This window comes from Paenibacillus glufosinatiresistens (assembly GCF_031470375.1).
GTDB classification, from domain to species: Bacteria; Bacillota; Bacilli; order Paenibacillales; family Paenibacillaceae; genus Paenibacillus_AQ; species Paenibacillus_AQ glufosinatiresistens.
On record NZ_JAVFHT010000007.1, the window covers coordinates 165,236 to 192,105 of the forward strand.

Consider the following 26,870-nt stretch of genomic DNA (forward strand, 5'->3'; position numbering starts at 1 on the left):
CTCCCGGGAGCCTCCCAGCAGCTCGGCATCGGACTGAATGACGACTGATGCGGTCTAGGTCAGTCCGCCGGATGTGACGGTGACCAACGCTTCGCCAACGCCCGTCGCCTTGAGAGTGCCGTCTTCCTGAAGCTTGAGCAGGTAGGGCTTATCGATGCTGACATGAGCCTCGGTCTTCGACACCCACCGGGATGCGCCGTTGGACCAGCTCTCGGCGATGGAGAAACCGGTCTCCTGGCCGACCGTAAGCGCAGGCTTCTGAATCTTCATGTCCAGCGAGACCGGATTCGGTATGGAGACGGCGGACAATTCATGGGTGGAAGTGTCATAGACCGCAAGGCTGCCGTCATTCAGCCGGACAAGAAGGAGCTCGGATTGAATAATCTCCTGAATACTGGCTACACCCGACAGACCGGGATAGGACTCGCCAAGTCTGCTCTCATGCAGCATGGAGGGCTCGAGCGGCGCGACGGTGCCGTCCTGCTTCAGAACGAGCAGAGGGCCCCAGAGATAATAGACGCTGCGTGCGTCTCCGGCGATGACCCGGGGCACATAACGGGTCTTGTCCCATTCGTAGTATTGGGCCTGCCCCGACTTTAGTGATACCGCCACAGTGCCGTTATCGTTGATTGCAATCGAAGCCACATCGTCCGGGCTGGCAAAACGGTCAATGGTATAGACGCCGGAGTCGCTGCGGCTCTTCAGCTCGCCGGTACGGCTGAGCGTGAGCAGGCGGCTGTCATTGCTGGCGATCCGGACGATGTCGGTGTAACCGTCCATCTGCTGTCCGTCCGTCGTCCAGACGGTGCCGTCCTGCTTCAGCGCGTATTGGCCCGAGAGAGAGACGACGTCTACCGGCGAGGGCAGCATGCGAAGATAATCCGTGTTCGCGAGCTTGAGAATACGGCCGTCCTCCGACAGGCCATAGTCCCCGTCGAGCTCCTTCAGTTTGTAATCCAGCAGCCGGTAGGTCTTCTGGTCAGGATTCTCCACCCAGGTCGATCCGTCGCTCATCAGGAAGACATCCCCGTATTCGTTCAGGTAGCCATGGTCAATGACCGTCTGGGAAGCGGCGTGAGCTTTGCCGGCTCCCGATGCGATAACCAGCGCCGTTACAGCCGCGAGTCCCCATTTGATCCCTTTCATTTCTCACTCATCTCCTTGTTGGAATTAAAGCAGGTGAACCGGACAGCCAAGCAGAACAAAACCGGCAGGCGCGAATGCAGCATGCCTGCCGGCCGGGACGGCTTGTTATTGCTCCACCTTGAATCTCTCGATGAGATTCTGCAGCTTGTCGGCCAGCGACGAGAGGAAGGCGGCCGACGCCTCCACTTCCTGCATGGCAGCGAGCTGCTGCTGGGAGGAAGCGGACATGCTCTCCGCTCCCTCGGCGGTCTGATTGGAAATGCTGACAACGCTCTGGAGGGAGGTCACCAGTTCCTCGGCAATGCCGGAGAGCTGGCGGACCGTATCCGAGATCTCCCGGCTCTGCCCCGACATGGCGTTCACGAACGTCTCGATGTCGGCGAAGGAGCGGCCGGCTGCCGCGACCATCTCCGTTCCCTGCTCCATCTCCTGGGAGGAGCGGTTCATCGTATCGCCCGCCAGCTCCATCTGCTCCAGAATCTGTCCGAGCAGCATGCCGATCTGGGCGGCGGATTGGGACGAGCGCTCGGCCAGCTTGCGGACGGATTGGGCGACGACGGCGAAGCCGCGGCCTTCCTCGCCAGCGCGGGCCGCTTCGATGGCCGCATTCAGCGATAAGAGATTGGTCTCTTCCGCAATGCCGGCGATAATGCCGACAATGGCTTCAATCTCTCTGGAGTGGCCGGACAGCGTCTCGATAATCCCGGCAAGATCGCCGATGCTGCCGCTCATAACCTTCATCTGGCGGGTCGTCGAATCCATAGACTCCCGTCCGGAACGGGCCTGCTCCGTGCCCCGGGAAGCGTACTGCATCGCTTCTTCGGTATTCTTGGCAATCTCTTCGATGAAGCGGGACACTTCCTGAACGGAACGATAGCTGCTCTCGAGATTGCTGAGCTGAAGCTGGGCGCCTTCGGCCAGGTCCATCGTAATGTTGACCGTATGCTCGCCGGCGCGGTTCGTCTCCTGCGCGCTGGCCGACAGCTCCTGAGAGGAGGAGGCTACCTGCATGGAAGTATCGTTGACCTCCGTGATCAGGCTGCGCAGATTGAGCGTCATGTCGTTGAAATCCCGGGCGAGCGTTCCGATCTCATCCTTGCTGCTTAGCAGCAGCGGATCATGCGAGAGATCGCCGCTTGCGACCCGGTTGACGGAAGCCGACAGCCGGGACAGCGGATGAACCATCCGGCGGATCAGCAGGTAGGCGGCGAGAATGGCTGCGACCAGAATACCCGCGCCGATCAGGAACGGCTTCAGAATAATCTCCATTGTGCGCTCTTTCACAAGTGAGCCATCAAAGTTGATCGCCATCAGCGCGACAATCGGCTTAGTCGGATCATGGTCCTGGTAGATGGGCCCGTAGCCGGTCTTCAGCGAGACGCCGTCGTATGTATAGACACTGGAATAGGTGGAATGCTTCATCTTGGTAATCATGTCTTTGTCTTCTTGGTTAAAATAGAACGAATCGCCTGCCTTGTACCCGCGGGCCTGAAAGTTCTTGTCGGCGGCAAGGATCTTGCCGTCCAGCGACAGAATAAACACTTCCTTGAAGATCGGCTTGTGCCCGACTACCCAGCCGATTCGATCCTGAACCGCTTTTAGCTGGCTGTTGTCGCCGTTCGCAAGGGCGCTGACAACAGCGGGGTCCAGTAATCCCGTTGTAATATTGGCGCAGCCGACCAGCTCGATGCCGGCAGCTTCGTCAATCTGATGATAGGCAGCGCGATAGCCGAAGAAGCCGATGGAGGCTCCGACCAGCAGCAGTACAGTCAGCATCATCCACGTTAATTTTGTAGCCAGTTTCATTCTTCCACCAACCCAATCCGTCAAGTTATAAAAGCCGATGCTCATTATATCGGAATTCAAACAGCGGTTCATTAATAAGAACGGTTGAATAGGTGACAAAAAGCAAAAAATTTAATAGCAGGCAATTTAAAATTCACAACTTTGCCGAAGTTTTAAAAATGACCCGATCTTCCATTGAATGTCCCAACCCCGAAATGATACGCTAAGAGTACGACAAGATACGGGAGTGAACAAGAATGGCATTCGAGCAAGACCAGTTGGTGGAAGAGATCGCCTTATCCATGTTCAGAGTGCAGAAACGGATCATATCCGGCATGTCATTGACCAAGGAGCTGGGACTTACCTTCCCGCAATTCTCGCTGCTGACCATGATCTCCAAGCGGCCGGGCGCGCGGGTCGTTCAATTGGCCGAGCGCATGGATGTCAAGTCGAGCGCGGTAACCGTCATGCTCGACCGGATGGAAGCCATCGGCCTGGTCGCCCGCGAACCGGACGAGCATGACCGGCGCGCTGTTGTGGTGAACATCACGACTAAGGGGGAGCAGGTTCTGAGGGAGGGGCGGGAGCAGCTCCAGACGACGCTGAGCGAGCAGCTGGCGATTCTGAAGCCGGAAGAACTGGAGCTCTTCGCTTCCTGTTACCGGATGCTCGAGCGTCAGGAACGCTAAAGCCTGCTGCGCTGCTGCCAGCCGCCGGAGAACGATAGTCCGCCCGGCGAAGCAAGCAAGGCGGCGGTTCTAGAGAGGCTCGAAATGGCTCGAAATAAGAAGACCGGGCGGTCAGGGAATCCCTGGCCGCCCGGTCTTTCTTTGGAAGACGGGATAGGCGATAAGTCAGTTCTTCTTCTTATCCGGGAGCAGCTGCACATAGCTGTCGGACATGCGGAGCAGGTAGAGCGCCCGGTTGTACTCATCCTCCGTGGCGGCCGGCTGTTTGTCATGCGCAGCCAGCGGATACTGGGTATTGTCCGCGAAGCTGTTGCCCGGGATCAGAATGCCGGAAGTGGCAATGAAGGAGCCGGACGGGAGATAGTACCGCTCGGGCAGCAGATTGATGGTCTGATTCAGCAGGTCCTGGCCGAAATGAATGTGATTCGCCAGGGAGACGCCGAGCAGATTGGCAGCCGTCGGCATAATGTCAATTTCTCCGCCGACCTGCCCCAGCGTCTTCGGCTCGGCGCCGGGAACACGGACGATCAACGGAATATTCAGCATATTGCTGTAGCCGTACTCGTGGCCGTAGATTTCCTTCATGAGCTTCTGGTCGTCTTTGTCGAGCGAGTAGATGGGCAGTCCCATATGGTCGCCGTAGACCATGATGACGCTGTTGTCCCACAGTCCTTTGTCTTTCAGCTCCTGCACGAACTGGCCGAAGGCATAATCGGCATAGTTCTGGGCCCGGACATAATCGCCCACGAACGTGCCCTCATAGCGCTCCGGCAACTTCATCTTGTACTTGGACGCCGGGATGGTGAACGGGTGGTGCGCCGACATGGAAATGATCTGGGCGTAGAAGGGACGCCCGGTTGCGCTCATCTGCTGAAGCTCGTCGGTCGTCCGGCGGTACAGCACCTCGTCCGAGGCGCCGAAGAAGAAGGAATCCTCTTCGCCGAAGAACGAATGGTCGTAATACTTCTGCCAGCCCAGCGCGCTGTAGAGTTCGCCCCGGTTCCAGAACTTGACCGAGTTCACGTGGAAGGTCGCGGTCTGGTATCCGCCGTCGCCCAGGAGGCGCGGCAGACTGGGAAGAGCCTTGTCGACATACATCTGGGTGGCGGCCCCTTTTGGCGGAATATAGAGGGAGGTATTGGACACGAATTCGGCGTCCGACGTGTTGCCCTGGCCCACCATCTGATAGAAGTTCGGGAAGTACAGGCTGTCTTTCATAAAAGCGTTCAGATGCGGCGTAATCTCCTGGCCGTCGATCTTCAGGCCGATCAGGAAATTCTGCAGCGACTCCATCTGCACGATAATAAGATTCTTGCCTTTGGCTGCGCCGAAGAGATACGGATTGGCCGGATGCTGGATGCCCTTGGTCTTGTCGATGGCGTCCTGGGTAATCTGGCTGGCCGGGACGGGATCGAGTTTGTCTTGAGCAAAGATCGTGTAAGCTTCATAATTAAGAATGCCCATCTCCTGCGCCTTCTTGATCTCGTTCATGCTCGCCTTGTTGGGCAGAATATTGAAGAGACAGACGGCAAGCGAGGCTACGAGCAGGGCAGTGTAGACCCGGCGGCTGCTGCGGCGGTTGATCCGCTCTTTCTTGTAGCTGCGGCCTTTCTTGTTCAGAAGGAAGTAGTAGCCGAGCACGATGACATCGACGAATACGAGCAGGTAGTACGGGTCCATGAGCGAGAAGACGCTGCTCTTGACCTCGGTGACCTGGTTCATCTGTTCCGCCGCATGGTAAGTGACGATAACGCCGAAATACTTGTAGTACATAATGGCGGCAAAATAAATGCCCGTCATCACCAGATTGACGGTCAAATAATAGCCGAACTTGCGCCTCGACGCCAGGCCTTCAATCAGGGAGAACAACACCCAGGCAAATGGGAGTTCGGTCAGAATCGCTTGCCAGGACAGCGGATGATCAAAGATAACGCCCCAGGCCAGCAGGCATTTGAGCAGCATAATCAAGGTGAAGAACACAAACGGCTTTGAGAGCCACCGCTTGATTACAGAGGATGACACGGCTTCGCCTTCTTTCATGATGATAAAGGGCAGAATTCCCCAACATACACAGACCATTATGCAACCGTGGACAGGGGATTGTCAAAGCCGCAGCGGCCCGGCGGCAGGAAGGAAGAGAGTGGAATGAATAACCGGGTAGCCCTGTCGGTCCGGGCGCTGGTCGAGCATGTGTACCGGAGCGGCGGCCTTGGCTTCGGATTCCACAGCGCATCGGCGCTGGCGGAGGGCACGCGCATTCATCAGGCCGTGCAGCGCGAGTACGGGGAATTGGACCGGAAGGAAGTGTTTTTGAAGACGGAGATTGCGGTCGGCAGCCTGATTCTGGCCGTGGAGGGCCGGTGCGACGGCCTGCTGGCGGGAGAGGACGGGGCATTGACCGTCGAGGAGATCAAATCCTCCTCCGAGCCTGAGCTCCCGGCGGAAGGGAAGAAGGTCCACTGGGCCCAGGCGCTCCTGTATGCCTATATGGCGGTGCTGGAACGGGAGCTGCCGGACATCGGCGTCCGGCTGACTTATGTGGACACCGCGACCGGGGAGCGGCGCAGCTTCGAACGCACCGAGACCAGGGCGGCACTGGAGGCGTTCGCGGCCGAGACGGCCGAGCGGTACGCGCCCTATGCCGAGCTCCTGCTGCGGCATGAGGCGGCGATGCGGGAGAGCGCCCGGCAGCTGGCGTTCCCCTTCTCCGCCTACCGGCCGGGCCAGCGGCATCTCTCGGGCGCGGTCTATACGGCCGTGAGCGAACGGGTCAATCTGTTCGCGCAGGCGCCGACGGGCATCGGCAAGACGATGTCCGCGCTCTTTCCGGCCGTCAAGGCCATCGGCGAAGGCCGGGCGCGCGCCTTCCTGTATCTAACGGCCAAGACGGTGACCCGCTTCGCCGCGCAGGAGGCGCTTGCCCGGCTTGCCGCGGGCGGCCTCGTTCTGCATGCGGTGACGCTGACCGCGAAGGACAAAATCTGCTTCCGCGAAGAAGGCTGTACCGGGAAGTCCTGCCCGTTCGCGGAAGGCTACTACGACCGGCTGGGCGAAGGGCTGATGGACCTGCTCGGATCGGAGACGCTGATGGACCGTTCGGTCATCGAGGCGTATGCCCGGAAGCATCGGCTCTGCCCGTTCGAGCTGTCGCTGGATGTGAGCTATGCCTGCGATGCCGTCATCTGCGACTACAACTATGTATTCGATCCGCGGATCGGCTTCAAGCGGCTCGCGGACGAACGCCGCAAGGAGACGGTGCTTCTGATCGACGAAGCCCATAATCTGGTCGACCGGGGCCGGGAGATGTACTCGGCGCAGCTGACGAAGGCGCCGTTCCTGGCCATCTCCCGGCGGTACAGGGCGGCCGACCGCCGCCTGGCGGCAGCGGCGAAGGCCGTCAACGCTTTCTTCGTCCAGCTGCGCAAGGCCTGTGCCGCTGCGGACGGCGAAGAGGCCGCGGCTGCGGGCGGCCGCGGTTCGGGAGTGCCCGGCACGGGCGCAGCCGAGGCGGGGGGAGGCGTCTGGAAGGAGCCGCCGGCGGAGCTTCCCGGCCTGCTGGAGCGCTTCGCGGAGGCCGCGGAAGCAGAGCTGGCCCGCGCGGCGGGCCGGCCGTCGCCGGCCGGGGGTTCCCCCGGAGCGGCCGGAGCGGAGCTGCCGCTGCTGTTCGGGCCGGTCCCGGAGGCCGGTCCCGCGGACCCCGGCGCTCCGGAAGGAGCGGCCGAAGCAGAAGAGGAAGCCGAAGCGGGGGACCCGCTGCTGGAGGCGTATTTTGCCGCCCAGGCGATGCTGCGGACGCTGCGGACCTACGACGAGCGGTATCTCACTTACGCCGAAGTGCTGCGCGGGGATGTGCGGCTGAAGCTGTTCAACCTGGACCCGTCGCATCTGCTCGCCCAGGCGGCGAAGGGCTTCCGCAGCCGGATTCATTTCTCGGCGACGCTCTCGCCGCTCGCCTACTACCGGGACATGCTGGGCGCCGGGGAGAACGACTACAGTCTGGTCGTTCCCTCGCCGTTCTCGCCCGAGCAATGGAGCGTGTCCATTCTTCCGGTCTCCACCCGCTACCGGGACCGGGAAGGCTCGGTGGAGCGCCTGGCGCGGGCGCTGGCGGCGCTGACCGAAACGCCGGCCAACCGGCTGGTGTTCTTCCCGTCCTACGCCTACCTGAACCGCGTATACGAGCGGTTCGCGGAGCTGGCCCCGGACGTGAGGACCCTGGTGCAGGCCGGAGGCATGGATGAGGCCGCCCGCGAAGCCTTTCTGGCGGCGTTTCAGCCCGGCAGCCGCGAGGGGCTGCTCGGCTTCGCGGTGCTCGGCGGCGTGTTCGCCGAGGGGGTGGACCTGCCGGGCGACCGCCTCAGCGGCGTTATGGTTGTCGGGGTCGGACTGCCGCAGGTGGGGCTGGAGCGGGAGCTGCTGCGGCGGTTTTTTGACGAACAGGGCAAGAACGGCTTCGACTATGCTTACGTGTATCCGGGGATGACCAAGGTGCTTCAGGCGGGCGGACGGCTGATCCGGGGGGAATCCGATACCGGCGTTATCGTGCTGGCGGACGACCGGTTCCTGCGCCAGCCGTATGCGGACCTGCTGCCCCGGGAGTGGAGAGGCTACCGGGTGGTGCGCTGAGCAAGTATACTGGTTATGAAACTTGGGCAGGGAACGCTTACAGGAACAGAAGCTGGACATTCTAGAAGAAGCGGAGGAACAGAAGATGACGCTGAATATCGGAATGGTAGGGACAGGCTGGTTCGCGAAGATGCACGCCGACCTGCTGGCAGGGATGGCGGACGTGCGGCTGGCCGCGGTCTGCGGAAGCAGCCGGGAGAAAGGCGAGGAGATGGCGGCCGCTTACGGAGCGCGGGGCTATGGAGATCCGCTGGAGATGCTGGGGGCGGAGAAGCTGGACGCCGTCTATATCTGCGTGCCGCCGGATGCCCACGGAGCGGTTGAACGGGCGCTGATCCGCCGGGGCATCCCCTTCTTCGTGGAGAAGCCGCTTGGCGTGACGACGGAGATTCCGGCCAGTCTGCTGTACGATATCCGGGAGACCGGGCTGCTGACCTCGGTCGGCTATCATTTCCGCTACCAGGACAATGTGCAGCGGTTGAAGGCGAGGCTGGCCGAAGACCGGATCGGCATGATTGTCGGCGAATGGATGGGCGCGATGCCCGGCGCGCCGTGGTGGCGCGACCAGAGCCGCTCCGGCGGCCAGTTCACCGAGCAGACGACGCACATCGTCGATCTGGTCCGCTATCTGGCCGGTGAAGTCACGGAAGTGTACGCTGTATACGGCAGCCGGTTCATGCAGGAGAAGCGGGAGAACGTTAGCGTCCATGACGTCGGCACCGTCTCCTTGAAGCTAGAGAGCGGCGCGGTCGCCAATATCTCCAACACCTGCGTGCTGCCGGGCGAGGTCAGCCGGGTGGGGCTGACCTTCTACAACGAGGGCGGACTGCTCGACTGGAACCCGAACCGGCTGCTCGAGAAACGGGAGGGCGGCACGTCCGAGACGCCTTCCGCCGGGAATCCGTATGTGGAGGAGAGCGAAGCCTTTCTCCACGCGGTGCGGACCGGCGACCGCTCGCGCATCCGCAGCGATTATGCGGACGGCTACCGGACGCTGAAGGTCACCTGCGCCGCCTATGAATCGGCCCGGACCGGCAAGCCGATGATGCTGTAGGCAGGGGCGGGACAGGGGCAGCCTGTGGCCGGGTGCTAGCCGCGCCCGCAGCCGGGCCGTTACTCGTGTAGCGCGCCCGGGAAGCCCCCCTTATATTTGTTGTGTTCTGTGTTTATTTATTCGCGAGAGTGTGGAGGAATAAGGCGATAGAAGAAGGGGTCGATGATGCCGACCGCTGTTAGAATGGCGGCAGACCTGTACGGGCTGGCTGACGCCCCTTTATTTGAACCCTTTTATCTCGAATAGTTACAGCCGGCTTACGTACTGCAGCGGACCGAGGAGACGCTATTCTTCCCTGAAGCGCCGCTACGGCTGACCTGGCGGACACCAGAGACCTTATTGGCGCATTAACCCTTGCAATCGGGCAGACAGGGAAGGGATAAGGTCATTGGGGTCCGCTCCTCCGCAATATACGTGTTTCTGGAGCAAATAAGGTCATCCGGGTCCGCTTTCGTGCGAAGAGGGACGCCTGCCTGCGTATCCCTCTGAAAGGACGGTTGCGTTCCAAGCCCATGAAGCCGTATCCAAGAAAAGAAGAGAAATCCCCCGGACGGGAAGCCCGGGGGATTTCTCGTATCAGCCGCAGAGAACTAGGGAAGGACTTCGGCGTGGGTGGAAGCGACGCGAGCGGCTACGCTCCCCGACATGGCGCCGCTTCCGCAGGTCAGATTGACATAGTAGGTATCGGCAGGATAGGCATAGTCAGACCAGATATTATAGGATTGTCCCTTGGGAATCGTGCCTGACCAAGAGGATGGCCCCGTAGGACTTCCTTTGGTGATCGTCACTTTGTAATCATACACAGAGGTGTTATTAATCCTGGCTCTCCATTCCGGCATAGCGGAGGTTCCATTAAACGCATAGCTCATCTGCTGGCCGGACAGGGCTTGAGGACGGTTGTCTGCACGTGGAGTGGAAGGAAGGCTGCCGGAACCCGGAGCCGCAGAGGCCGATAAGGGAAGAGAACCGTTCGGATCGGCGGAAGTGGAACCGGCGACGGTTAAGACGGCGAGCAGTACCGCTGCTCTTCTATACGGCTTCATCGGATTCGCCTCCCTGCGGGATAGAATTATGGATAACCTTGTAGCGATTATACCGCAGCCGATGGTAATTTCAACCATTTACTGGGAGGGGGAGTCTGAATCTGTACAAAAAAACCCGCCTCCCGCATCCAATCGGATGCGGAGGCGGGCATGCGGCCCAAGCCGGGGGCGGCCTAGCGGAGGAAGATCGAGAGCAGCGCGGGAGCCACGCCGAGCGTGAACAGCGCCGTCAGAATCATGGAAATACTGGAGATGGTACCGGTCAGCGAGCTCAGCTCAAAAGCCTTGGACGTGCCGGTCCCGTGCGCCGCGGTCCCCAGCGATACCCCGCGCGCCACTTCGTTGTCAATGCGGAAAAGGCGAAGAACCGACGGTCCCATCAGCGTTCCGAGAACGCCGGTCAGAATAACGAAGACCGCTGTTATGCTCGGAACGCCGCCGATGGACTGCGAGATGCTCATAGCGATCGGGGTAGTGACCGACCGGGGAACGAGGCTGGTCGCCAGGTCGCTGCTGAGATGCAGCCATTTGGCGAGCAGGACGGAGGAGATCACCGCCGTTACCGAACCCGACAGCACGCCGGCCGCAATTTCGGCCGCATGCTTCTTGAGTACCTTGAAGTTCTTATGCAAGGGAATCGCAAAAGCAACGGTAGCCGGTTGAAGCAGATCCGTCAGCCATTGCCCGCCCGCATTGTAGCTGTCATAGGACACGCCTGTCATCAGCAGAAAGGCGATGATGAGAAGCGGAGTCACAATCAGGGGGGAGAGATACATCTTCTTCTTGGCGCCGTAGATCCGCTTGGCGAGCAGATAGACGGCTACGGTAAGCGCCATAAGCAGCAGGCCCAGAATCATAAGGTTCGACGCTCCTTTGCTTTGTAGATGAGACCCGTCAGAAGACCCGAGCAGGCCATGACGACAAAGGTGCCTCCCAGCACAACCGCCAGCACCTGCAGACCGTCGCTCTCCAGCAGCGCGCTGTAATTCATGACGCCGATGGCGGATGGAATAAAGAACAGCAGCAGTTCGGCCAGCAGCCAGGAAGCGCCGAGCTCAACCCAGTTCAGCCGGACCACGCCAAGCTCCAGAAGCGCAAAGAGAAGAGCCATGCCAACGATGCTTCCCGGTATCGGGAGATGCAGCCAGCCGGAGAAATGATTCATGAGCAGGGAGAAGAGGGTCAGGCCGAAGACCTGCAGCATGCCCTTCGCAATTTTCTTCATCTTAAAATCCCGCTCCTTTCATTTGTATTGAAATTTTACATCCGTTTCTTACATAGGTAAAATGAATATAACGAATGGTTAATATTCATCGTGTCTATATAGGAGGTTCTATGGAAATTCGTCAGCTTCAATACTTCGTCGAAGCGGCCCGGCTCGGGAGCTTCTCCAGAGCGGCCGAGTCATTGTATATTACACAGCCGACCATCAGCAAGATGATCCGTCACATTGAAGACGAGCTGGGCACGGACCTGTTCCACCGGGAAGGCAAAAGCATCCGGCTGACCGACGCCGGTGAAATTCTGCTGCCGAAGGCGCAGAATATCGTCGAGTCGTTCCAGAGTCTCTCCTCTGAGCTGGACGATCTGCGCCAGCTCAAGCAGGGCCACATCCGGATCGGGCTGCCGCCGATGGTCGGAGCCCATTTTTTCCCGGAGGTTATCGGGCTGTTCCACCGCAAGTATCCGCAGGTGTCGATCCGGCTGCATGAAGACGGCGCGCGCAAGGTGGAGAATGATGTGGAGACGGGACTGCTGGACATCGGAGTCGTGGTGCTGCCGGTCAGCGAGGAGCGGTTCCATGTCTTCTCCTTTATTGAAGAACGTCTGGAGCTGCTGGTCCCGGCAGGGCACAAGCTTGCAGGAAGAGACGGCGTGCGTCTGGCGGAGCTGGCGGAGGAAGAGTTCATTCTGTTCCGGGAGGATTTTGCGCTGCATGATCTCATTATTACCGAATGCGTGCGTGCCGGGTTCCAGCCCAAGGTGGTCTACGAGAGCTCGCAGTGGGATCTGATCGCCCGCATGGTGGCGGCCGGTCTCGGGATTGCGCTGCTTCCGGAGACAATCGCCCGCGACCTCGACCGGAGCCGGATCGCGGTCATCCGGCTGGCGGAGCCGGTAATTCCCTGGCAGCTTGGCATGATCTGGCGGCGGGGACGGCAGCTCTCCTTCGCGGCCAGAGAGTGGGTGGCCTTCACGCGCACGCTGCTGGAGGAACGCTACCGATAAGACGCCAAAGCCGTTTAGAACGTCATATTTTTCTTTTTTTGCAAATTTTGTTTTTTAGTATCATCGGTTATGATAGGATGAAAGGCCATGTAAAAGAGGTGATTCCATGCTTCCAGAGAGAGACGACGAGCTGAATCTGAAGATTGAGAGCTTGAGGGGCGAGCTGCTGGAGGTGGCGCGCGCCCGCAGCCTGAGCGACCGCGCGGTGGTTGAGCTTAGTGAGCGGCTGGACCGCTATATTGTAATGGCCCAGACGCGTATGATGGAAGGATTGCGCAGCAGAAAGACCCAGACCCGCATCAATTGAAATCCATTCTGCTTGTCCCGCAGGGCAAGCTTCATAGCGCTCAACCCGCAGCCGTTCCCATGGGAACGGCTATTTCGATATATTTATTTCGATATATTTCGGTGAGCTGTTTTTGCCGTAGCAGCGACGTCTGCCCGGGAGAAACGGCCGCTGGAGGGCCGCAAAATTTTCAAAAAGGACAACGCTTTCATTATTTGACATGACCTTGGGCCGAAAATATAATTAGGTAGCCTAATAAATTCATTGTATAAATATTTAGTGACCTAATTAGATGGCCGAAGGAAAGGGGAGGTCTTGTCATTGGGATAGATGAGAAGCGGGAGCAGACGAACCATAAATTAATTGAAGCCTTTCGGACGATGAACCGGTTCCACTGGCAGAAGATGTCCGACGGCCACAAGCCGAGCGAGGCGAAGCTGATGGTCTGCCTTGCGCAGCACGCCGAATTGGCCGAGACCGGGCTGAAGGTATCCGAGGTCAGCCGGCTGCTCGGGCTCACGCCGCCGACCGTTACCCAACTTGTTAACGGCCTGGAGGAGAAACTTATGGTCATGCGCCAGGCAGACCCTGCCGACCGCCGGATTGTCCGGATCAACTTGACCGAGCAGGGACGGAAGACGGCCTGCCGAATCGGCAGGCGGCGGATGGAGCATTTGAACCGGCTCGTCGAGTATCTGGGGGAGGAAGACAGCAACAGGCTGGCCGAGCTGCTGCTGAAGATGCATGAATTCGTCAGTACCAATGACTTCAGTCCGGAGTCGATTTCCAGGGACGGAGATGAGAACCATGGTTAAACTGTTCAAACATTTGAAGCCGTACCGGCTTTCGGTCGCGGCTATCCTGACTTTTGTATTCCTGCAATCCCTCGGCGATTTATATCTGCCGACGCTGATGTCCGATATCGTCAACAAGGGCATTGTCCGGGATAACCGGGATTATATCTGGCGGGTCGGCGGCTTCATGCTGCTGGTAGCCGGCATCGGGGCCGTCTGCTCGATTGCAGCGAGCTTCCTGTCGGCGAAGGTGGCGGCCGGCTTCGGCCGGGACACCCGCTCCCGCATGTTCAATCATGTGGAGAATTTCACGCTGCATGAGTTCGACAAGCTGGGCACCGCGTCGCTTATTACGCGGACAACCAACGATATTACACAGGTGCAGACCGTGCTGACCATGATCCTGCGGATGATGATCGGAGCGCCGATGATGATGATCGGCGGGATCATCATGGCGGTGTATGAGGATGCGAAGCTCTCGCTGATCTTCGTGGTGGTGGTTCCGCTGCTTGTGGGCGCCATCGCGTTCGTCGGCTCGAAGGGACTGCCGCTGTTCAAGGCGATCCAGATCAAGCTGGATAAGCTGAATCTGGTGCTGCGGGAGCATCTGACCGGCATGAGGGTCATCCGCTCCTTCAATCGTTCGCGCCACGAGAACGAGCGTTTCAGCGCCGCGAACGGCGACCTGACGGCAACGGCCATCCGGGTCAACAAGATTATGGCGCTTCTGATGCCGATGATGATGTTCATTATGAACTTCTCGATGCTGGCCATTCTGTACATCGGCAGCCAGCGCATTGATGCGGGCAACCTCAACGTGGGGTCGCTGATGGCTTTCATCCAGTACGCCATGCAGATTATGTTCTCGCTCATTATGGTCTCCATGATGTTCGTTCTGATTCCCCGCGCTTCCGCCTCCGCCCAGCGGATCAATGAGGTGATGGAGATGCAGCCGGAGATTGAAGACCCGGCGTCTCCGGCCGGAGAGCGGGCTGGCCGGCTCAGCGGGTACGTGGAATTCGAGAACGTCACGTTCTCGTATCCGGGAGCCGAGCAGCCTGCCTTGTCGGATATCAGCTTCTCGGCGGCTCCCGGCGAAGTCACCGCCATTATCGGCGGCACGGGCTCCGGCAAGTCGACGCTGCTGAGCCTGATCCCGCGGTTCTATGACGCGGTCGAAGGAAGAGTGAAAGTGGACGGCGTCGACGTCCGCGAGATGACCCAGGAGGAGCTTCGCCTGAAGATCGGATATGTGCCGCAGAAAGCCGTGCTGTTCAGCGGCACGGTCAGCGAGAACATCCGGTACGGCAAGGAGGATGCGACCGACGAGGAGATCCTCCATGCGGCGGAGATCGCCCAGGCGTTCGATTTTGTCTCGGCGATGAAGGACGGGTTCGACTCGGAGATCGCCCAGGGCGGCGGCAATATCTCCGGGGGCCAGAAGCAGCGGCTCTCCATTGCCCGTGCGCTGGTCCGCAAGCCGGAAATCTATCTGTTCGACGACAGCTTCTCCGCGCTCGACTTCAAGACGGACGCCAAGCTGCGGGCGGCGCTCAAGGACGAGACGACCGAAGCCACCGTGCTGATTGTCGCCCAGCGCGTCAGCACCGTTATGGACGCCGACCGCATTATCGTCCTGGATGAAGGACGGATTGCCGGTATGGGCACCCACCGGGAACTGCTGGAGAACAGCGATGTGTACCGGGAAATTGTATCTTCGCAGTTGTCAGAGGAGGAGATCGCATGAGTGAGCATAAATCGGGTTCCCGTCCTTCGGGCATGCGCCCTCACGGGCCCGGGGGACCGCATGGCGGCATGCGGATGCCGGCCCAGAAGGCCAAGGATTTCAAGGGCACGCTTCGCCGCCTGCTCCGTTATCTGCGTCCGAAGCGGATGCAGCTCCTGCTGGTTCTGTTATTTGCGGTACTGAGCACCGTGTTCAGTATTTTCAGCCCGAAGATTATGGGCAAAGCGACGACCAAGCTGTATGAAGGCTTCATGGGCATTTATCATAAAGTGCCGGGAGCCGGAGTGGATTTTGGCTACATCAATGATATTCTGCTGCTTCTGGGCGCGTTGTATCTCTTGAGTTCGCTGTTCACCTATGTGCAGCAGTATGTGATGGCCGGCGTCGCCCAACGGGTCGTCTATGATATGCGCGAGCAGATCAACGCCAAGCTGGAGCGTCTGCCGCTGAAGTATTTTGATTCCCGGACCCACGGGGAGATCCTGAGCCGGGCCACCAACGATGTCGATAATATCAGCACAACTTTGCAGCAGAGCATGACCCAGCTGATTACGTCTGTCGTCACCCTGATCGGCGTCATTATCATGATGCTGACCATCAGTCCCTGGCTGACCCTGATTACGATTGTGACGCTGCCGCTCAGTCTGATTGTGATTATGCTGATTACGAAGCGTTCGCAGGGCTACTTCATGAACCAGCAGAAGTCCCTCGGCGAATTGAACGGTCATGTCGAGGAGATGTACACCGGCCACCGGATCGTCAAGGCGTTCGGCCGGGAGCCCCAATCGCTGCGCGAATTTGACAGCATCAATGAGGATCTGTACAGCTCCGGCTGGCGGGCCCAGTTCATCTCCGGCATTATCATGCCGCTCATGAACTTCATCGGCAATCTGGGCTATATGCTGGTCTGCGTCGTCGGCGGGATTTTTGTCACGAAGAAAATGATTGATGTCGGCGATATCCAGGCCTTCATCCAGTATTCGCGCCAGTTCACCATGCCGATTACGCAGGTGGCGAACATTGCGAATATCATCCAGTCGACGATCGCCTCCGCGGAGCGCGTATTTGAGCTGCTGGATGAAGAGGAAGAAGTGCCGGAAGCCCCGCAGACCAAGCGTTCGCTTACGCCTGCGGGCGAAGAGGGCGCGGTGGAATTCCGCCAGGTGCAGTTCGGCTACAAGCCGGGCGAGCTGCTGATCGAGGATATGAACATCGACGTCAAGCCCGGACAGACGATTGCCATCGTCGGCCCGACGGGCGCGGGGAAGACGACGCTCATCAATCTGCTGATGCGCTTCTACGAAATCAGCGGCGGGCAGATTCTGATCGACGGCGTCGATATTACAGCTATGACCCGCGCCGATCTCCGTTCAAGATTCGGCATGGTGCTTCAGGACACCTGGCTGTTCAACGGAACGATCCGCGACAATATCGCCTACGGGCGGGAGGGCGCATCCGAAGCCGACGTGGTGCGGGCCGCCAAGGCCGCCCATGCCGACCACTTCATCCGTACTCTCCCCCAAGGCTATGACACGGTGCTGAACGAGGAAGCGTCCAATATCTCGCAGGGCCAGAAGCAGCTGCTGACCATCGCCCGGGCCATTCTGGCCGATCCGTCGATTCTGATTCTGGATGAGGCGACGAGCAGCGTGGATACCCGGACGGAGGTGCAGATCCAGAAGGCGATGAACGCGCTCATGCAGGGACGGACCAGCTTCGTCATCGCCCACCGGCTGTCCACCATTCGCGACGCCGATCTGATTCTCGTCATGAACAAGGGAACGGTCATCGAGAAGGGGACGCATACCGAGCTGCTGGAGCAGGGAGGCTTCTATGCCGACCTGTACAACAGCCAGTTCTCCGAAGACGCGGAGCCCGAAGCGGGCTGAGTCTGCCCCTAAGGGCGGACCGCGAAGCACAGGTTCAGGCAAGAGATCTTCAACCGGCAGTCCGCAGAGCGGATGGCCGGTTTTTTTTGCGTGCCGCGTTTGCTTCATCGCGCCAAACTTTATATGATAGAGTAGCAACTGTGACCCGCGGGTCATTAAGTTCAGAATGAATAAGCAATCCAACGTATAGAGAGGATGAGCTCATTGTCGGGATATGGTAAATGGATAGCGGGACCCCGCTCGAAATGGGTGACGCTGCTCGTCTGGGTAGCGCTGGTCGCGGTGCTTAACATGGTCTGGCCTTCGGTTAATTCCCAGGTCAAGAACAATGCGTCCAATCTGCCGGAGAATTCGCCTTCGGTCGTGGCCGACCGGATCATCGAGAAGGAATTCCCCGGAGGCAACGGCGTGCCCGCGCTGCTCGTCTGGCACCGCGACGGCAGTCTGAACGACAAGGATTATGCCGCCATTGCCACGGTCTATGCCAAGCTGGCCAAGGAACCGCTGCCGCACCAGCAGTTCGTGCCGCCGCTCGGCCAGGTGCCGCCGCAGGCGCTGGCGGGCTCGGCCTCCAAGGACGGCAGTACGCTGGTCACGCCGGTGCTGTTCGACCGGACGGCGGACAGCGACCAGCTCGGAGAGAGCGTCAAGAAGCTGAAGGCGCTGGTCCGGCAGGAGACGGGGGGCGACCCGTCGGCCGCCTCCGCAAGCGGCAGCGAGCTCTCGCTGCGCGTTACGGGACCGGTAGGCATCTCGATTGATGCGACCGGCTTGTTCAAGGATGCGGACGTCTCGCTGCTGATCGCGACCGTTCTTCTCGTCCTGGTGCTGTTGCTGCTGATCTACCGCTCGCCGATTCTGGCGCTCATTCCGCTGATCGCCGTCGGCTTCGCTTACGGCGTTACCGGTCCGCTGGTCGGACTGATGGCGAAGGAGGGATGGATCACTGTCGATTCCCAGGCCGTCTCAATTATGACGGTGCTGCTGTTCGGCGCAGGAACCGACTACTGTCTGTTCCTGATCGCCCGCTTCCGTCAACTGCTGAAGGAAGAGCGCGGCGTCCTGAAGGCGCTGCTGGGAGCCATCAGCGGCTCCGCTGGCGCCATCGCCATGAGCGGGTTCACCGTCGTCGTCGCGCTGCTGACGCTGCTGCTGGCGGAATACGGCTCCTACCACCGGTTCGCGGCGCCGTTCGCGCTTGCCATCTTCGTGATGGGGCTTGCCAGCCTGACGCTGGTGCCCGCGCTGCTGGCGATCTTCGGCCGCGTCTCGTTCTTCCCCTTCATTCCGCGTACGCCGGAGATGGAGGAAGAACGCGCCAAGGAGAAAGGCAAGCCGGTCCCTGTACGCAAGGAGCGCCGGACCAAGGGGGCCGTAGGCCGCCTCGTCGTCTCGCGGCCGAAGACGATTGTTGCCGTAACGCTGGTGCTGCTCGGCATATTGGCCGCCTTCTCCTCGGGCATTTCGTATACGTTCGATCTGCTGTCCTCTTTCCCGAAAGATATGGAGTCCCGGCAGGGCTTCACGCAGATCGGCGACAAGTTCTCGCCGGGCGAGCTGGCGCCGGCCAGCGTTCTGGTCGATACGGCCGGAACCGGGGCCAAGGCGGAAGACCTGAAGACGATGCTCGCGGGCCTGTCCTATGTGGCTGAGGTGTCGGACGCGCAGAAGGGCGCCGTTCACCCGGAGATCCTGTCTTATGACGTGCAGTTCCGGGAGAACCCGTATTCGCGCGAAGCGATGCGCCACATTCCCGAGCTTCGGGAATCGGTGGAGCAGGCGCTTCGGGACGCCGGAGCCGCAGAGCCGGAGAACAAGGTGCATATCGCCGGACAGACGGCAACGCAGGTCGATAACCGGGATGTGCAGAACCGGGACAGCGATCTGATTATTCCGGTCGTCATCGGCCTGATCGCGCTGCTGCTTCTGGTGTACCTGCGCTCGGTTACGGCAACGCTGTACCTGGTGGGGACGGTCATTCTGTCCTTCTTCGCCGCTCTCGGACTCGGCTGGCTGATTCTGCATCATCTGATGGGGGCGGATGCCATTCAGGGCTCCATTCCGCTGTACGCGTTCGTCTTCCTGGTCGCGCTTGGAGAAGATTACAACATCTTCATGGTCTCGGGCATCTGGAAGAAGCGCAAGACGATGCCGCTGCGCCGGGCCATCGCCGAGGGCGTCAGCGAGACGGGCTCGGTCATTACCTCCGCCGGTCTGATTCTGGCCGGCACCTTCGCCGTCCTGGCGACGCTGCCGATTCAGGTGCTCGTACAATTCGGGCTCGTCACTGCTCTGGGCGTTCTGCTCGACACGTTCATCGTACGGCCGTTCCTGGTTCCGGCGCTGACCGTGCTGCTGGGCCGCTGGGCCTTCTGGCCGGGCAGACATATGGAAGTGAAGGAAGAGAAGCCTGCGCCGGTCCGCTGAGCGCAGCCGGATTCGTCCTGCCGGGCCGAAGGCAGGAGCTTAACGGGAGAATCGCATGTCCCCGGTCTCCGGGCGACATGCGATTTTTTACAAAGTTCACAGGAGTATCCTAACTCCTTATGGTATGATAATTCTCAAAAGAAAAAACCAACGGATGGGAGGGCTCTTGTGAGAGAGCTGATCGAACAAATCGAGGAGGAACGGGCGGAAATGGGCAAGCTTGCGCTGCAGTATGGGCTCAAGGATTTGCGCGTGCTCGAGAAATCGCAGGAACTGGACGAGCTGTTGAACCGCCATCTCGGGCTGGGACCCGGCGCCCCGCAGCACCGGCAGGGGAACGGCGGCTTCCAGCGCCTCTGCAGAAGATAACGACAGACCCATATAGAGCTGCCCCAAGCAACAGCGCGGCCGCCAGGCTTCCCTTTCGGGAAGCGGGCGGCCGCGCTGTGCGTTATATGGGGAAGTGCGCCCCGGTGCGCCCTTCTTAAGGCTCCACCTGCTTCAGCGGCTGGGTAGCCGGTCCTTCCAGGACTTCGCCGGTATACGAGAAGCGGGACCCGTGGCACGGGCAGTCCCACGAGCGCTCGGCGGCGTTCCATTCGCATTCGCAGCCCATATGGGTACAGGTGCGGTCTACCAGATGAAGCCCGCCTTCCGGGTCCTTGTAAGCGCCGACCCGTTTGCCGTCGTGGCGGACAACGGCGCCTTCGCCGGGCTTCAGCTCATCGACCTTCGCGTGGGCGAATCCGATTTTGCCGGCGACCAGCTCCTTGGCTACGTTGGCGTTCTCCTTAATTAGGTTCTTGATTCCGGGATTGGCCTTGATCCGCGACGGATCGTACAGCTCCGCGTATGGGCTCTTCTCCCCCAGAATCTGCTGGGCGATCATTCGGGCGGCAAGCGTGCCGTTCGTCATTCCCCATTTGGCGAAGCCGGTTGCGACGTAGATGTTGGCGTCGTCGTCCATTTTGCCGATATAAGGCACTTTGTCTACCGTGACCAGGTCCTGGGCCGACCAGCGGTACGGAACGGAACGGATGCCGAGCGTCGAACCGGCGAACAGCTCCAGGTTCTCATAATGCCCGATGGTGCAGATGCCCTGGCCGGTCTTGTGGTTGTCGCCGCCGACAATGACGAGCTTCTTGCCTTCCCACTCCACCGCGCGGAAGGAGCGCGTCGGCTCACCGGCCCCGAGGTACATGCCGCCGACATAGTCCGTCTCCGGCTCTATCGCAAGCGCATAGGAGCGCTCGGCGTGAAGGCGCGCGAAATACAGGGAACCGCCGTCATAGAAGGGGAAATGGCTCGCCGAAATTGCGTGCCGGCAAATAATCCGGTGATCCCCCTTCTCGGTGAAAAGGATCAGATCGTCCCCCTTCTCTACCTTCTCTCCGATCATCGTATGTTCGTAGACCTTGCCGCCCTTGTCCAGAAAGGCCTGAAGCAGCGCCTTCAAATACTGGAGCGGATGGAAGCGGGCCTGGTCGGGGAGAACGATAGCGCCGCCGGCCAGCAGGGGCAGGTCGATCGAATCTCTCCATTCGCCGGGAAGGCCGAGCTTGCGGTAAGCCTCGAACTCCTTCTCCAGCTTCTTGAGCGTCTTGTCGTCTCCCTGATCGGCGTAGAGCCAGGCCGACTCCCGAACCAGGCCGCATTCCGCGCTGAGGCGTTCGGCGGTGTCGATGATCCATTTCATGGCTTCGGTATTGGAATCGTAATACTGACGAGCCTTCTCCTCGCCGAAATGGGAGATCAGCTCCTCATAGATCAGACCGTGCTGGGCTGTGATTTTGGCGGTCGTGAATCCGGTGGTTCCGCTGAACAGCTCGCTGCCTTCCAGCAGGGTGACCTTCAGGCCGGCCTCCGCAAGCAGATAGGCTGCCGTGATGCCGGTGATGCCGCCGCCGACAATGGCGACATCGGTCCGGTGATCCTCTGTCAGCCGGGGAAAGGCAGGAATCTCCGTCGTCTCTCTCCAGATTGAAGACGGGTACTGCGGCAGGCTTTCGGGCCAGTAATCCGTAGGGTTCATCGTTCATCCTCCTCGCTTCTTCCTTTCATTTATTACCACCCGCCTGCAAAAAGAAACCTGGATTCTTGGCGGCGGCATGAGCGCTTCGGCGCATGAAACGGGCTGCTTCGCGCCAATCTAAGAAGAGACTGGAAAGGGAGGGAGCTTCTGATGACCGAATCGGCGCAGCCGTCCGATCTGAATGTGCCTGAACTCTTGCAAGCCTTGGCCGGCTTCGCCGACCTGGAGCAGCAGACCCTTCATCATAAAGAGAGCCGGGCGTTTATCCTGTATATCCGCAGTCTCTGCGATCCCGCGTTCGTCTCGGGCCGGTTGGTCGCTCCCTTCTATGAGCTTGGCGGGGGAGAAGCCTACGCCAAATATTTGGAGGGCTGTCCCGGCCGTCAGGAGGCCGCCAATACCCAGGCGGCGCTTGCGCTGCTGCTTCGGGGTTATTTGCTAATCCAGACAGAGGAGGGGCGCTTCACGCTGGTGGACGCGCTCAAGGTTCAGGCCAGTCCCGTCGGAGAGACGTCGGACGAGAACATTGTTCAGGGACCGTCGGACAGCCTGACCGAAGCGCTGGAGGTCAATCTGAATCTCATCCGCCGCCGCTACCAATCGGCCCACCTCAAGCTGGAGACCGTCATTCTCGGGAGTCTGTCGCAGACCAAGACGGCGATCCTGTACGATGAGAGCCGGGTTGACCAGACGGTGCTCGCCGAACTGAAGCGGAGGCTGGACGGGATCAAGGTAGGCAAGGTGGAAGTGCTGCAGGCAGCAGGGGAACTGGAACGGCTGCTGAGCGAAGACCCGCTGCGGATCTTCCCGCTTCTTGTGGTATCGGAGCGTCCCGACCGGCTGGTGCTGGGCTTGTCGGAAGGCAAGATTGTCATTCTGCTCGATACGACCGGCTACGGTATTCTTCTGCCCTCGACGAGCAATGATTTCCTGACCGCCATGGACGACAAATACCAGATGCCCGTGGTGGGGCTCTTCCTGCGCCTGCTCCGCTATATCGGCGTAGCGATTACCTTATGGCTTCCTGCGCTCTATGTGGCGTTCACCTCCTACAATCCCGAGATCGTCCGTATCCAGATCGCGCTTCTGATTGCCGGAAGCCGCGCAACCGTCCCGTATCCGGCCTTTGTGGAGGTGCTGCTGATGCTGCTCATGATGGAGTTTCTTGTAGAAGCGAGCTTGCGGCTTCCCAAGGCGATCGGGCCGGCGGCCACAACCGTCGGCGGTCTGATTCTCGGACAGGCGGCCACGGCGGCGGGACTGGTCGGCAATATCATGATTATTCTGGTCTCGGCCGTCGCCATTTCGAATTTCATGATTCCGCTCAATATGATGAGCTTCACCGTCCGGGTCCTGAAATATTTCTTCCTGGCGTTGTGCGCGATGTTCGGCGTGGTGGGCTTGGTCATGGGACTGGTTGGCATGGTGATGTACATGAGCCATCTCCGCAGCTTTGGCAAGCCGTATATGCGGCTGTATCTGATCCGGAATATCCGGCGGACGTTCAAGCGCGCAAGAGGAGGATGAACTGGTGGTCAAGACCCGATATTTCTACTCGCTGTTTCTGCTGAACTGCCTGATGAACGTCATTATTTTTGTGCCGCGGACGCTGGTTAATGCCCGCTTCCAGGGGGCCTTGATGTCGATTGTGGCGGCTTCAATTATTGCTCCGCTCTTTGTGTATGCCTTTGCCCGGCTGATCCGCCGGTTCCCCCGCCAGGGGCTGCCCGAGATTCTGGCGGGGGCGCTGCCCCGGCCGCTGGCGGGGGCTCTGGTGTTCGCCTTCTCGCTGCTCTGGCTGCTGGCGGGAATGGTAACCCTGCTGTCTTTTGTCGATATAACGCAGCGGTTCATCAGCCCGGATACCGGAACGTATATGGTAATGGCCGGCTTCCTGGTATTGGTCTGCCTCTGCTGCCGCCTGGACCCACTGTCCATTCTGTACGCACTGGAGACGCTGCTGGTTGTGACCTTGCCGATCATTCTCTATTCGCTCTTCAAGGCGCTCTCCAACCCTTACTTTGAATGGAACGCCGTCTTGCAGATGCTGACTTATGCCTGGCATGCGCCGGATTTCCGCTGCCTGTCGGGAACGACTTATCTGTTCAGCGGATATGTAAATCTGGTGATCTTCAACCGGGTGTTCAAATCGTTCAAACCGAGCCATTTCTGGATGTTCGGCGTATTCGGGCTGCTGTGCCTGCTGCTCACATATCTGATCCCTTTCGGGTTCTTCGGGACGGAGGCGGTTGGGCATCAGGTGTATACCTGGTTCTCGACGGCCGACAGCATCCGAATCAGTTCTTTTCTGATCGAGCGCATGGTGTTTATCTTCTACTTCGCCTATCTGACGCTGTCGCTGACCAGCTGTATTGTGCATTGGCATGTAGCCCTGTCGATGATGACCAGCCTGCTTCCCAAGCGCCTGATCTCCCGGCCGAAGCGACGGGTCTGGGCCGAAGCGGGCATTCTGTTCCTGTTCTCGATGATAGGCCTGAACCTGATGCGGCTCAATCAGTACGAAGTCAGCCGCCTCGGCCTCTGGTTCCTTGAATGCCGCTGGTACGGGGAGATGGCGCTGCTGGCGCTATTGTTCTATTGTTTCCGGAGGGCCGGGAGGGCTTCGTCATGAAGAAGACATGGCGGAGGAAGGCGGCGCTGGCCGGAATTCTGCTGCTGCTGCCGCTGCTGTCCGGGTGCATCAGCAATTACAAGGATATTGACCGCCGGATGTTCGTGACGGCCATCGGAATTGATCCCGGCTCCGGCGGCAAGAAATTCCGGGTAAGCCTGAAGCTGGCGCTGCCGCAAGGAGACCCTACGAAAGCCCAGGAGAGGGTGGCGGTCCTCTCGCAGGAAGCCGACAGCTTGTCGGAGACGCTGCGTCTGTTGAAATCCCAAGTGGAGAAGGAGCTGGATTATGCGCACTGCAAAGCGCTGATTATCGGCGAGGAACAGGCCAAGAAGGATATTCTTCATATTATGGACTGGGTGGTCCGGAGAAGGGACATGCAGCTGATTCTCAATGTAGCCGTCGGAAGCCCCACTGCGGAGCAGGTGCTGAAGCTGAAGCCCGCGACCGAGCAGATTCCGTCCAACTCGCTGATCCTGTCGCTGAGCCGGCAGGGAACGGAGTCGCCTTTCATTACAAGCGTTTTTGCCTATCGGCTGTACCGCAATCTGTTCGAGCCCGGCCTGGACCCTGTGCTGACCATTATTGAAGCCCGTGGCAAAACAGGCTTTATCATGGACCGGATGGCCCTGTTCGACAAACACCGCAGCCGGCTAACGCTGAACCCGGACGAGGCCCGGCTCTTCAACCTGCTGGAGCGCAAGAATGTGCAGACTAATCTGCCGGCCCGCTATGACGGCAAGCTGTATGAATACTATATCGAGACGTCGAAGGCCAGTTATCGCCTGTCTACCGGGGATGTCGGCCGGCCGCGGCTCACCTATAAGGTATCCATTGCCGGCATTCTGGAGGAGAGCAGCGGCGAAGAGACGATGACGCAGCATCTGCTGGAACGGCTTGCCCGCGAGAGCGAGGAGAAGCTGGAGAAGGAGATTGAAGAATTGCTGCGCAAACTCAGGGACAGCGATCTGGACCCGCTGGGCTGGGGGCTCCATTACGGAGCCCGCCGGTTCGACAACAGGAACGAGATGAAGGACTGGAAGGAGATGCTGCCCCGTCTGGAGATCAAGGCCAAGGTCAAGGTGGAGATCAAATACTCGGGAATGATCCGCTAGGCGCCCGGAGCCGCATCCGTCAACATCAGCGCTCCGTATGGGCCGCCTGCGCGGCGGCGACCCGGTTGCGCCCGGAGACTTTGGCTTCATACAGCGCCTGGTCGGCATACTGAAACAGCAGTTCGCCGCTTGCTTCTTCCACCACCTGCGGGTAGGAAGCGGCGCCGATGGAGATGGTAACCGGGATTTTCTGGCCGGACGGAAGGGTGAAGCGCTCATCAGCCACCGCCGAGCGGATGCGTTCGCCGGCACGGCGGGCCATCGCGAGCGAGCAATCCGGAAGCAGGACGGCGAACTCTTCCCCGCCGTTGCGGGAGACGTAGTCGTAGGAACGGGAATGGCTGCGCAGCCGGTGGGCCAGCTGCTTCAGGACGGCATCTCCGGCCGGATGGCCGTACGTATCATTAATCGCTTTGAAGTGGTCAATGTCCAGCACCAGCAGCGACAGCGGCTCGCTTCTTCGCTCCGACCGGTCGAGTTCCAGTTCCAGATAGCGGTGGAACTGCTGAAGGTTGTGCAGTCCGGTCAGATAATCGGTTGTGGCCGAAATCTGGAGCTGGGAATAGAGCTCGTTGGAGCGCTGGATGTATTCTGCAATATAATAGATGACGAGTCCAGCGCCCAAGACGGCGATGAGCTGAACGGGGTAGATCGTCATGGCGGCATTCCAGCCGCCCAGATTGTTGACCAGCGTTGCGAGAATGATAATGAGATTAAGCAGATTGGACACGGTCATTTTGCGAAGTCGATCCCAGGGCAGGCGGGAGATCAGGCAGCAGCCCAGGCCGCTCACCAGCAGGCTGACCGCTGCGGATACCGATTCATAGTTAAGCTGATAGAACAGAACACGGCTGACCGCCAGCAGGACCGAGCAGATCAAGGAAGGCAGCCAGCCGGCGTAGGTGGCCGCAAGCACGATAGTTAAATGGCGCAGATTGGCATAAGTGTGATGCCCCACGGGAAACGAATAGCTCATCAGCACAATCCCGAAGATGCCGAACAGAAGCCCGGCATTGACGGAACCGAGCAGGCTGAAAGCGTGTCCGGCGGGGACATAGCGTTTGGACAGCATGCCTGCAATAAAAACGAACGTGGCCAAAATGCAGAAATTGGCGAACAGACTGCTGGCCAGGGGCGTAATCAACATGGCATTCAGATGCTCCTTGTATGTAGAGTAGAGGCTTCGAAGACAAAGAACGGATCGGCCTCTAATCAGTGTAACGGAAAAAGCAGCCCGGAACGAAGAAAAATATCGAAAAAGAGCGAAAATTGCGGAAGAAGACCGTCATATTCTTCATTAAATAGATACGATATAGGTATAGAGTAACGCCCGGTTGACCAATGCCGGGAAACGATTTATACTTGATCTAAAAATA

The 26,870-nt window shown here is 59.5% G+C and carries 21 protein-coding genes; 13 read left to right on the plus strand and 8 right to left on the minus strand.

What is annotated here, in order from left to right; all coding sequences use genetic code 11:
* Nucleotides 1-54: 54 nt before the first annotated feature.
* Together RBI05_RS10495 and RBI05_RS10500 are read right to left on the minus strand one after the other, a co-directional pair.
* Nucleotides 55-1,146: a hypothetical protein gene (locus RBI05_RS10495; protein ID WP_310551061.1), complete on the minus strand. Its 1,092-nt coding sequence runs from the start codon at nucleotides 1,144-1,146 to the stop codon at nucleotides 55-57.
* 105 nt (nucleotides 1,147-1,251) lie between these two features.
* Nucleotides 1,252-2,952 carry a methyl-accepting chemotaxis protein gene (locus RBI05_RS10500; protein ID WP_310551062.1) on the minus strand — a complete coding sequence of 567 codons (1,701 nt, stop codon included), beginning with the start codon at nucleotides 2,950-2,952 and terminating at the stop codon, nucleotides 1,252-1,254.
* A gap of 236 nt (nucleotides 2,953-3,188) precedes the next feature.
* Here RBI05_RS10500 and RBI05_RS10505 point away from each other — a divergent pair, with 236 nt between their 5' ends.
* On the plus strand, nucleotides 3,189-3,620 hold the full coding sequence (locus RBI05_RS10505) for a MarR family winged helix-turn-helix transcriptional regulator (RefSeq protein WP_150456431.1): 432 nt from the start codon (nucleotides 3,189-3,191) through the stop codon (nucleotides 3,618-3,620).
* Between the two features lie 165 nt (nucleotides 3,621-3,785).
* On the opposite strand, the gene RBI05_RS10510 is transcribed toward RBI05_RS10505, so the two are convergent.
* Nucleotides 3,786-5,660, minus strand: a complete 1,875-nt coding sequence (locus RBI05_RS10510) for an LTA synthase family protein (protein ID WP_310551087.1) — start codon at nucleotides 5,658-5,660, stop codon at nucleotides 3,786-3,788.
* Nucleotides 5,661-5,765: 105 nt separating this feature from the next.
* On the opposite strand from RBI05_RS10510, the gene RBI05_RS10515 reads away from it, so the two are divergent.
* Nucleotides 5,766-8,246 (plus strand): helicase C-terminal domain-containing protein, encoded by a 2,481-nt coding sequence (locus RBI05_RS10515; protein ID WP_310551063.1) that lies wholly within the window; start codon nucleotides 5,766-5,768, stop codon nucleotides 8,244-8,246.
* A gap of 85 nt (nucleotides 8,247-8,331) precedes the next feature.
* Entirely contained in the window at nucleotides 8,332-9,300 is a 969-nt protein-coding gene (locus RBI05_RS10520; protein ID WP_310551064.1) for a Gfo/Idh/MocA family protein, read from the plus strand.
* 590 nt (nucleotides 9,301-9,890) lie between these two features.
* Here the strand turns inward: RBI05_RS10520 and RBI05_RS10525 are convergent.
* The 3 genes from RBI05_RS10525 to RBI05_RS10535 form a co-directional block, all read right to left on the minus strand.
* Nucleotides 9,891-10,343, minus strand: coding sequence for a hypothetical protein (locus tag RBI05_RS10525; protein WP_310551065.1), 453 nt, complete (start codon nucleotides 10,341-10,343; stop codon nucleotides 9,891-9,893).
* Between the two features lie 173 nt (nucleotides 10,344-10,516).
* Nucleotides 10,517-11,200 (minus strand): CidB/LrgB family autolysis modulator, encoded by a 684-nt coding sequence (locus tag RBI05_RS10530; protein ID WP_191089424.1) that lies wholly within the window; start codon nucleotides 11,198-11,200, stop codon nucleotides 10,517-10,519.
* Entirely contained in the window at nucleotides 11,197-11,568 is a 372-nt protein-coding gene (locus RBI05_RS10535) for a CidA/LrgA family holin-like protein (protein ID WP_150456435.1), read from the minus strand. Before RBI05_RS10535 ends, RBI05_RS10530 begins: the two co-directional genes overlap by 4 nt.
* 110 nt (nucleotides 11,569-11,678) lie before the next feature.
* On the opposite strand from RBI05_RS10535, the gene cidR reads away from it, so the two are divergent.
* From cidR to RBI05_RS10570, 7 genes are all read left to right on the plus strand, one after another.
* Nucleotides 11,679-12,572 (plus strand): cidABC operon transcriptional activator CidR, encoded by an 894-nt coding sequence (gene cidR, locus RBI05_RS10540; RefSeq protein WP_310551066.1) that lies wholly within the window; start codon nucleotides 11,679-11,681, stop codon nucleotides 12,570-12,572.
* A gap of 106 nt (nucleotides 12,573-12,678) precedes the next feature.
* Nucleotides 12,679-12,879: an aspartyl-phosphate phosphatase Spo0E family protein gene (locus RBI05_RS10545; RefSeq protein WP_310551067.1), complete on the plus strand. Its 201-nt coding sequence runs from the start codon at nucleotides 12,679-12,681 to the stop codon at nucleotides 12,877-12,879.
* Nucleotides 12,880-13,238: 359 nt separating this feature from the next.
* Nucleotides 13,239-13,673 (plus strand): MarR family winged helix-turn-helix transcriptional regulator, encoded by a 435-nt coding sequence (locus tag RBI05_RS10550; RefSeq protein WP_150456438.1) that lies wholly within the window; start codon nucleotides 13,239-13,241, stop codon nucleotides 13,671-13,673.
* Nucleotides 13,666-15,399 carry an ABC transporter ATP-binding protein gene (locus RBI05_RS10555; protein ID WP_310551068.1) on the plus strand — a complete coding sequence of 578 codons (1,734 nt, stop codon included), beginning with the start codon at nucleotides 13,666-13,668 and terminating at the stop codon, nucleotides 15,397-15,399. The genes RBI05_RS10550 and RBI05_RS10555 overlap by 8 nt, the downstream gene beginning before the upstream one ends.
* Nucleotides 15,396-17,288, plus strand: coding sequence for an ABC transporter ATP-binding protein (locus RBI05_RS10560; RefSeq protein WP_310551069.1), 1,893 nt, complete (start codon nucleotides 15,396-15,398; stop codon nucleotides 17,286-17,288). Before RBI05_RS10555 ends, RBI05_RS10560 begins: the two co-directional genes overlap by 4 nt.
* 195 nt (nucleotides 17,289-17,483) lie before the next feature.
* Nucleotides 17,484-19,715, plus strand: coding sequence for an MMPL family transporter (locus tag RBI05_RS10565; protein WP_310551070.1), 2,232 nt, complete (start codon nucleotides 17,484-17,486; stop codon nucleotides 19,713-19,715).
* A 168-nt stretch (nucleotides 19,716-19,883) separates the two neighbouring features.
* Nucleotides 19,884-20,084 (plus strand): aspartyl-phosphate phosphatase Spo0E family protein, encoded by a 201-nt coding sequence (locus RBI05_RS10570; protein WP_223879738.1) that lies wholly within the window; start codon nucleotides 19,884-19,886, stop codon nucleotides 20,082-20,084.
* 115 nt (nucleotides 20,085-20,199) lie between these two features.
* Here the strand turns inward: RBI05_RS10570 and RBI05_RS10575 are convergent, their stop codons facing one another.
* Nucleotides 20,200-21,747, minus strand: a complete 1,548-nt coding sequence (locus RBI05_RS10575) for an FAD-dependent oxidoreductase (protein ID WP_310551071.1) — start codon at nucleotides 21,745-21,747, stop codon at nucleotides 20,200-20,202.
* A gap of 150 nt (nucleotides 21,748-21,897) precedes the next feature.
* On the opposite strand from RBI05_RS10575, the gene RBI05_RS10580 reads away from it, so the two are divergent.
* Genes RBI05_RS10580 through RBI05_RS10590 form a run of 3 tightly spaced genes read left to right on the plus strand, consistent with a single transcriptional unit; the run spans nucleotide 21,898 to nucleotide 25,494 of the window.
* On the plus strand, nucleotides 21,898-23,274 hold the full coding sequence (locus tag RBI05_RS10580; protein WP_310551072.1) for a spore germination protein: 1,377 nt from the start codon (nucleotides 21,898-21,900) through the stop codon (nucleotides 23,272-23,274).
* A gap of 4 nt (nucleotides 23,275-23,278) precedes the next feature.
* Nucleotides 23,279-24,379 (plus strand): GerAB/ArcD/ProY family transporter, encoded by a 1,101-nt coding sequence (locus RBI05_RS10585; protein ID WP_310551073.1) that lies wholly within the window; start codon nucleotides 23,279-23,281, stop codon nucleotides 24,377-24,379.
* The gene (locus RBI05_RS10590) at nucleotides 24,376-25,494 is read left to right on the plus strand and encodes a Ger(x)C family spore germination protein (RefSeq protein ID WP_310551074.1); all 1,119 of its coding nucleotides are present in this window, start codon (nucleotides 24,376-24,378) and stop codon (nucleotides 25,492-25,494) included. The genes RBI05_RS10585 and RBI05_RS10590 overlap by 4 nt, the downstream gene beginning before the upstream one ends.
* A 25-nt stretch (nucleotides 25,495-25,519) precedes the next feature.
* Here RBI05_RS10590 and RBI05_RS10595 read toward each other — a convergent pair whose 3' ends face one another.
* Nucleotides 25,520-26,641, minus strand: coding sequence for a GGDEF domain-containing protein (locus RBI05_RS10595; protein WP_310551075.1), 1,122 nt, complete (start codon nucleotides 26,639-26,641; stop codon nucleotides 25,520-25,522).
* Nucleotides 26,642-26,870 lie beyond the last annotated feature (229 nt).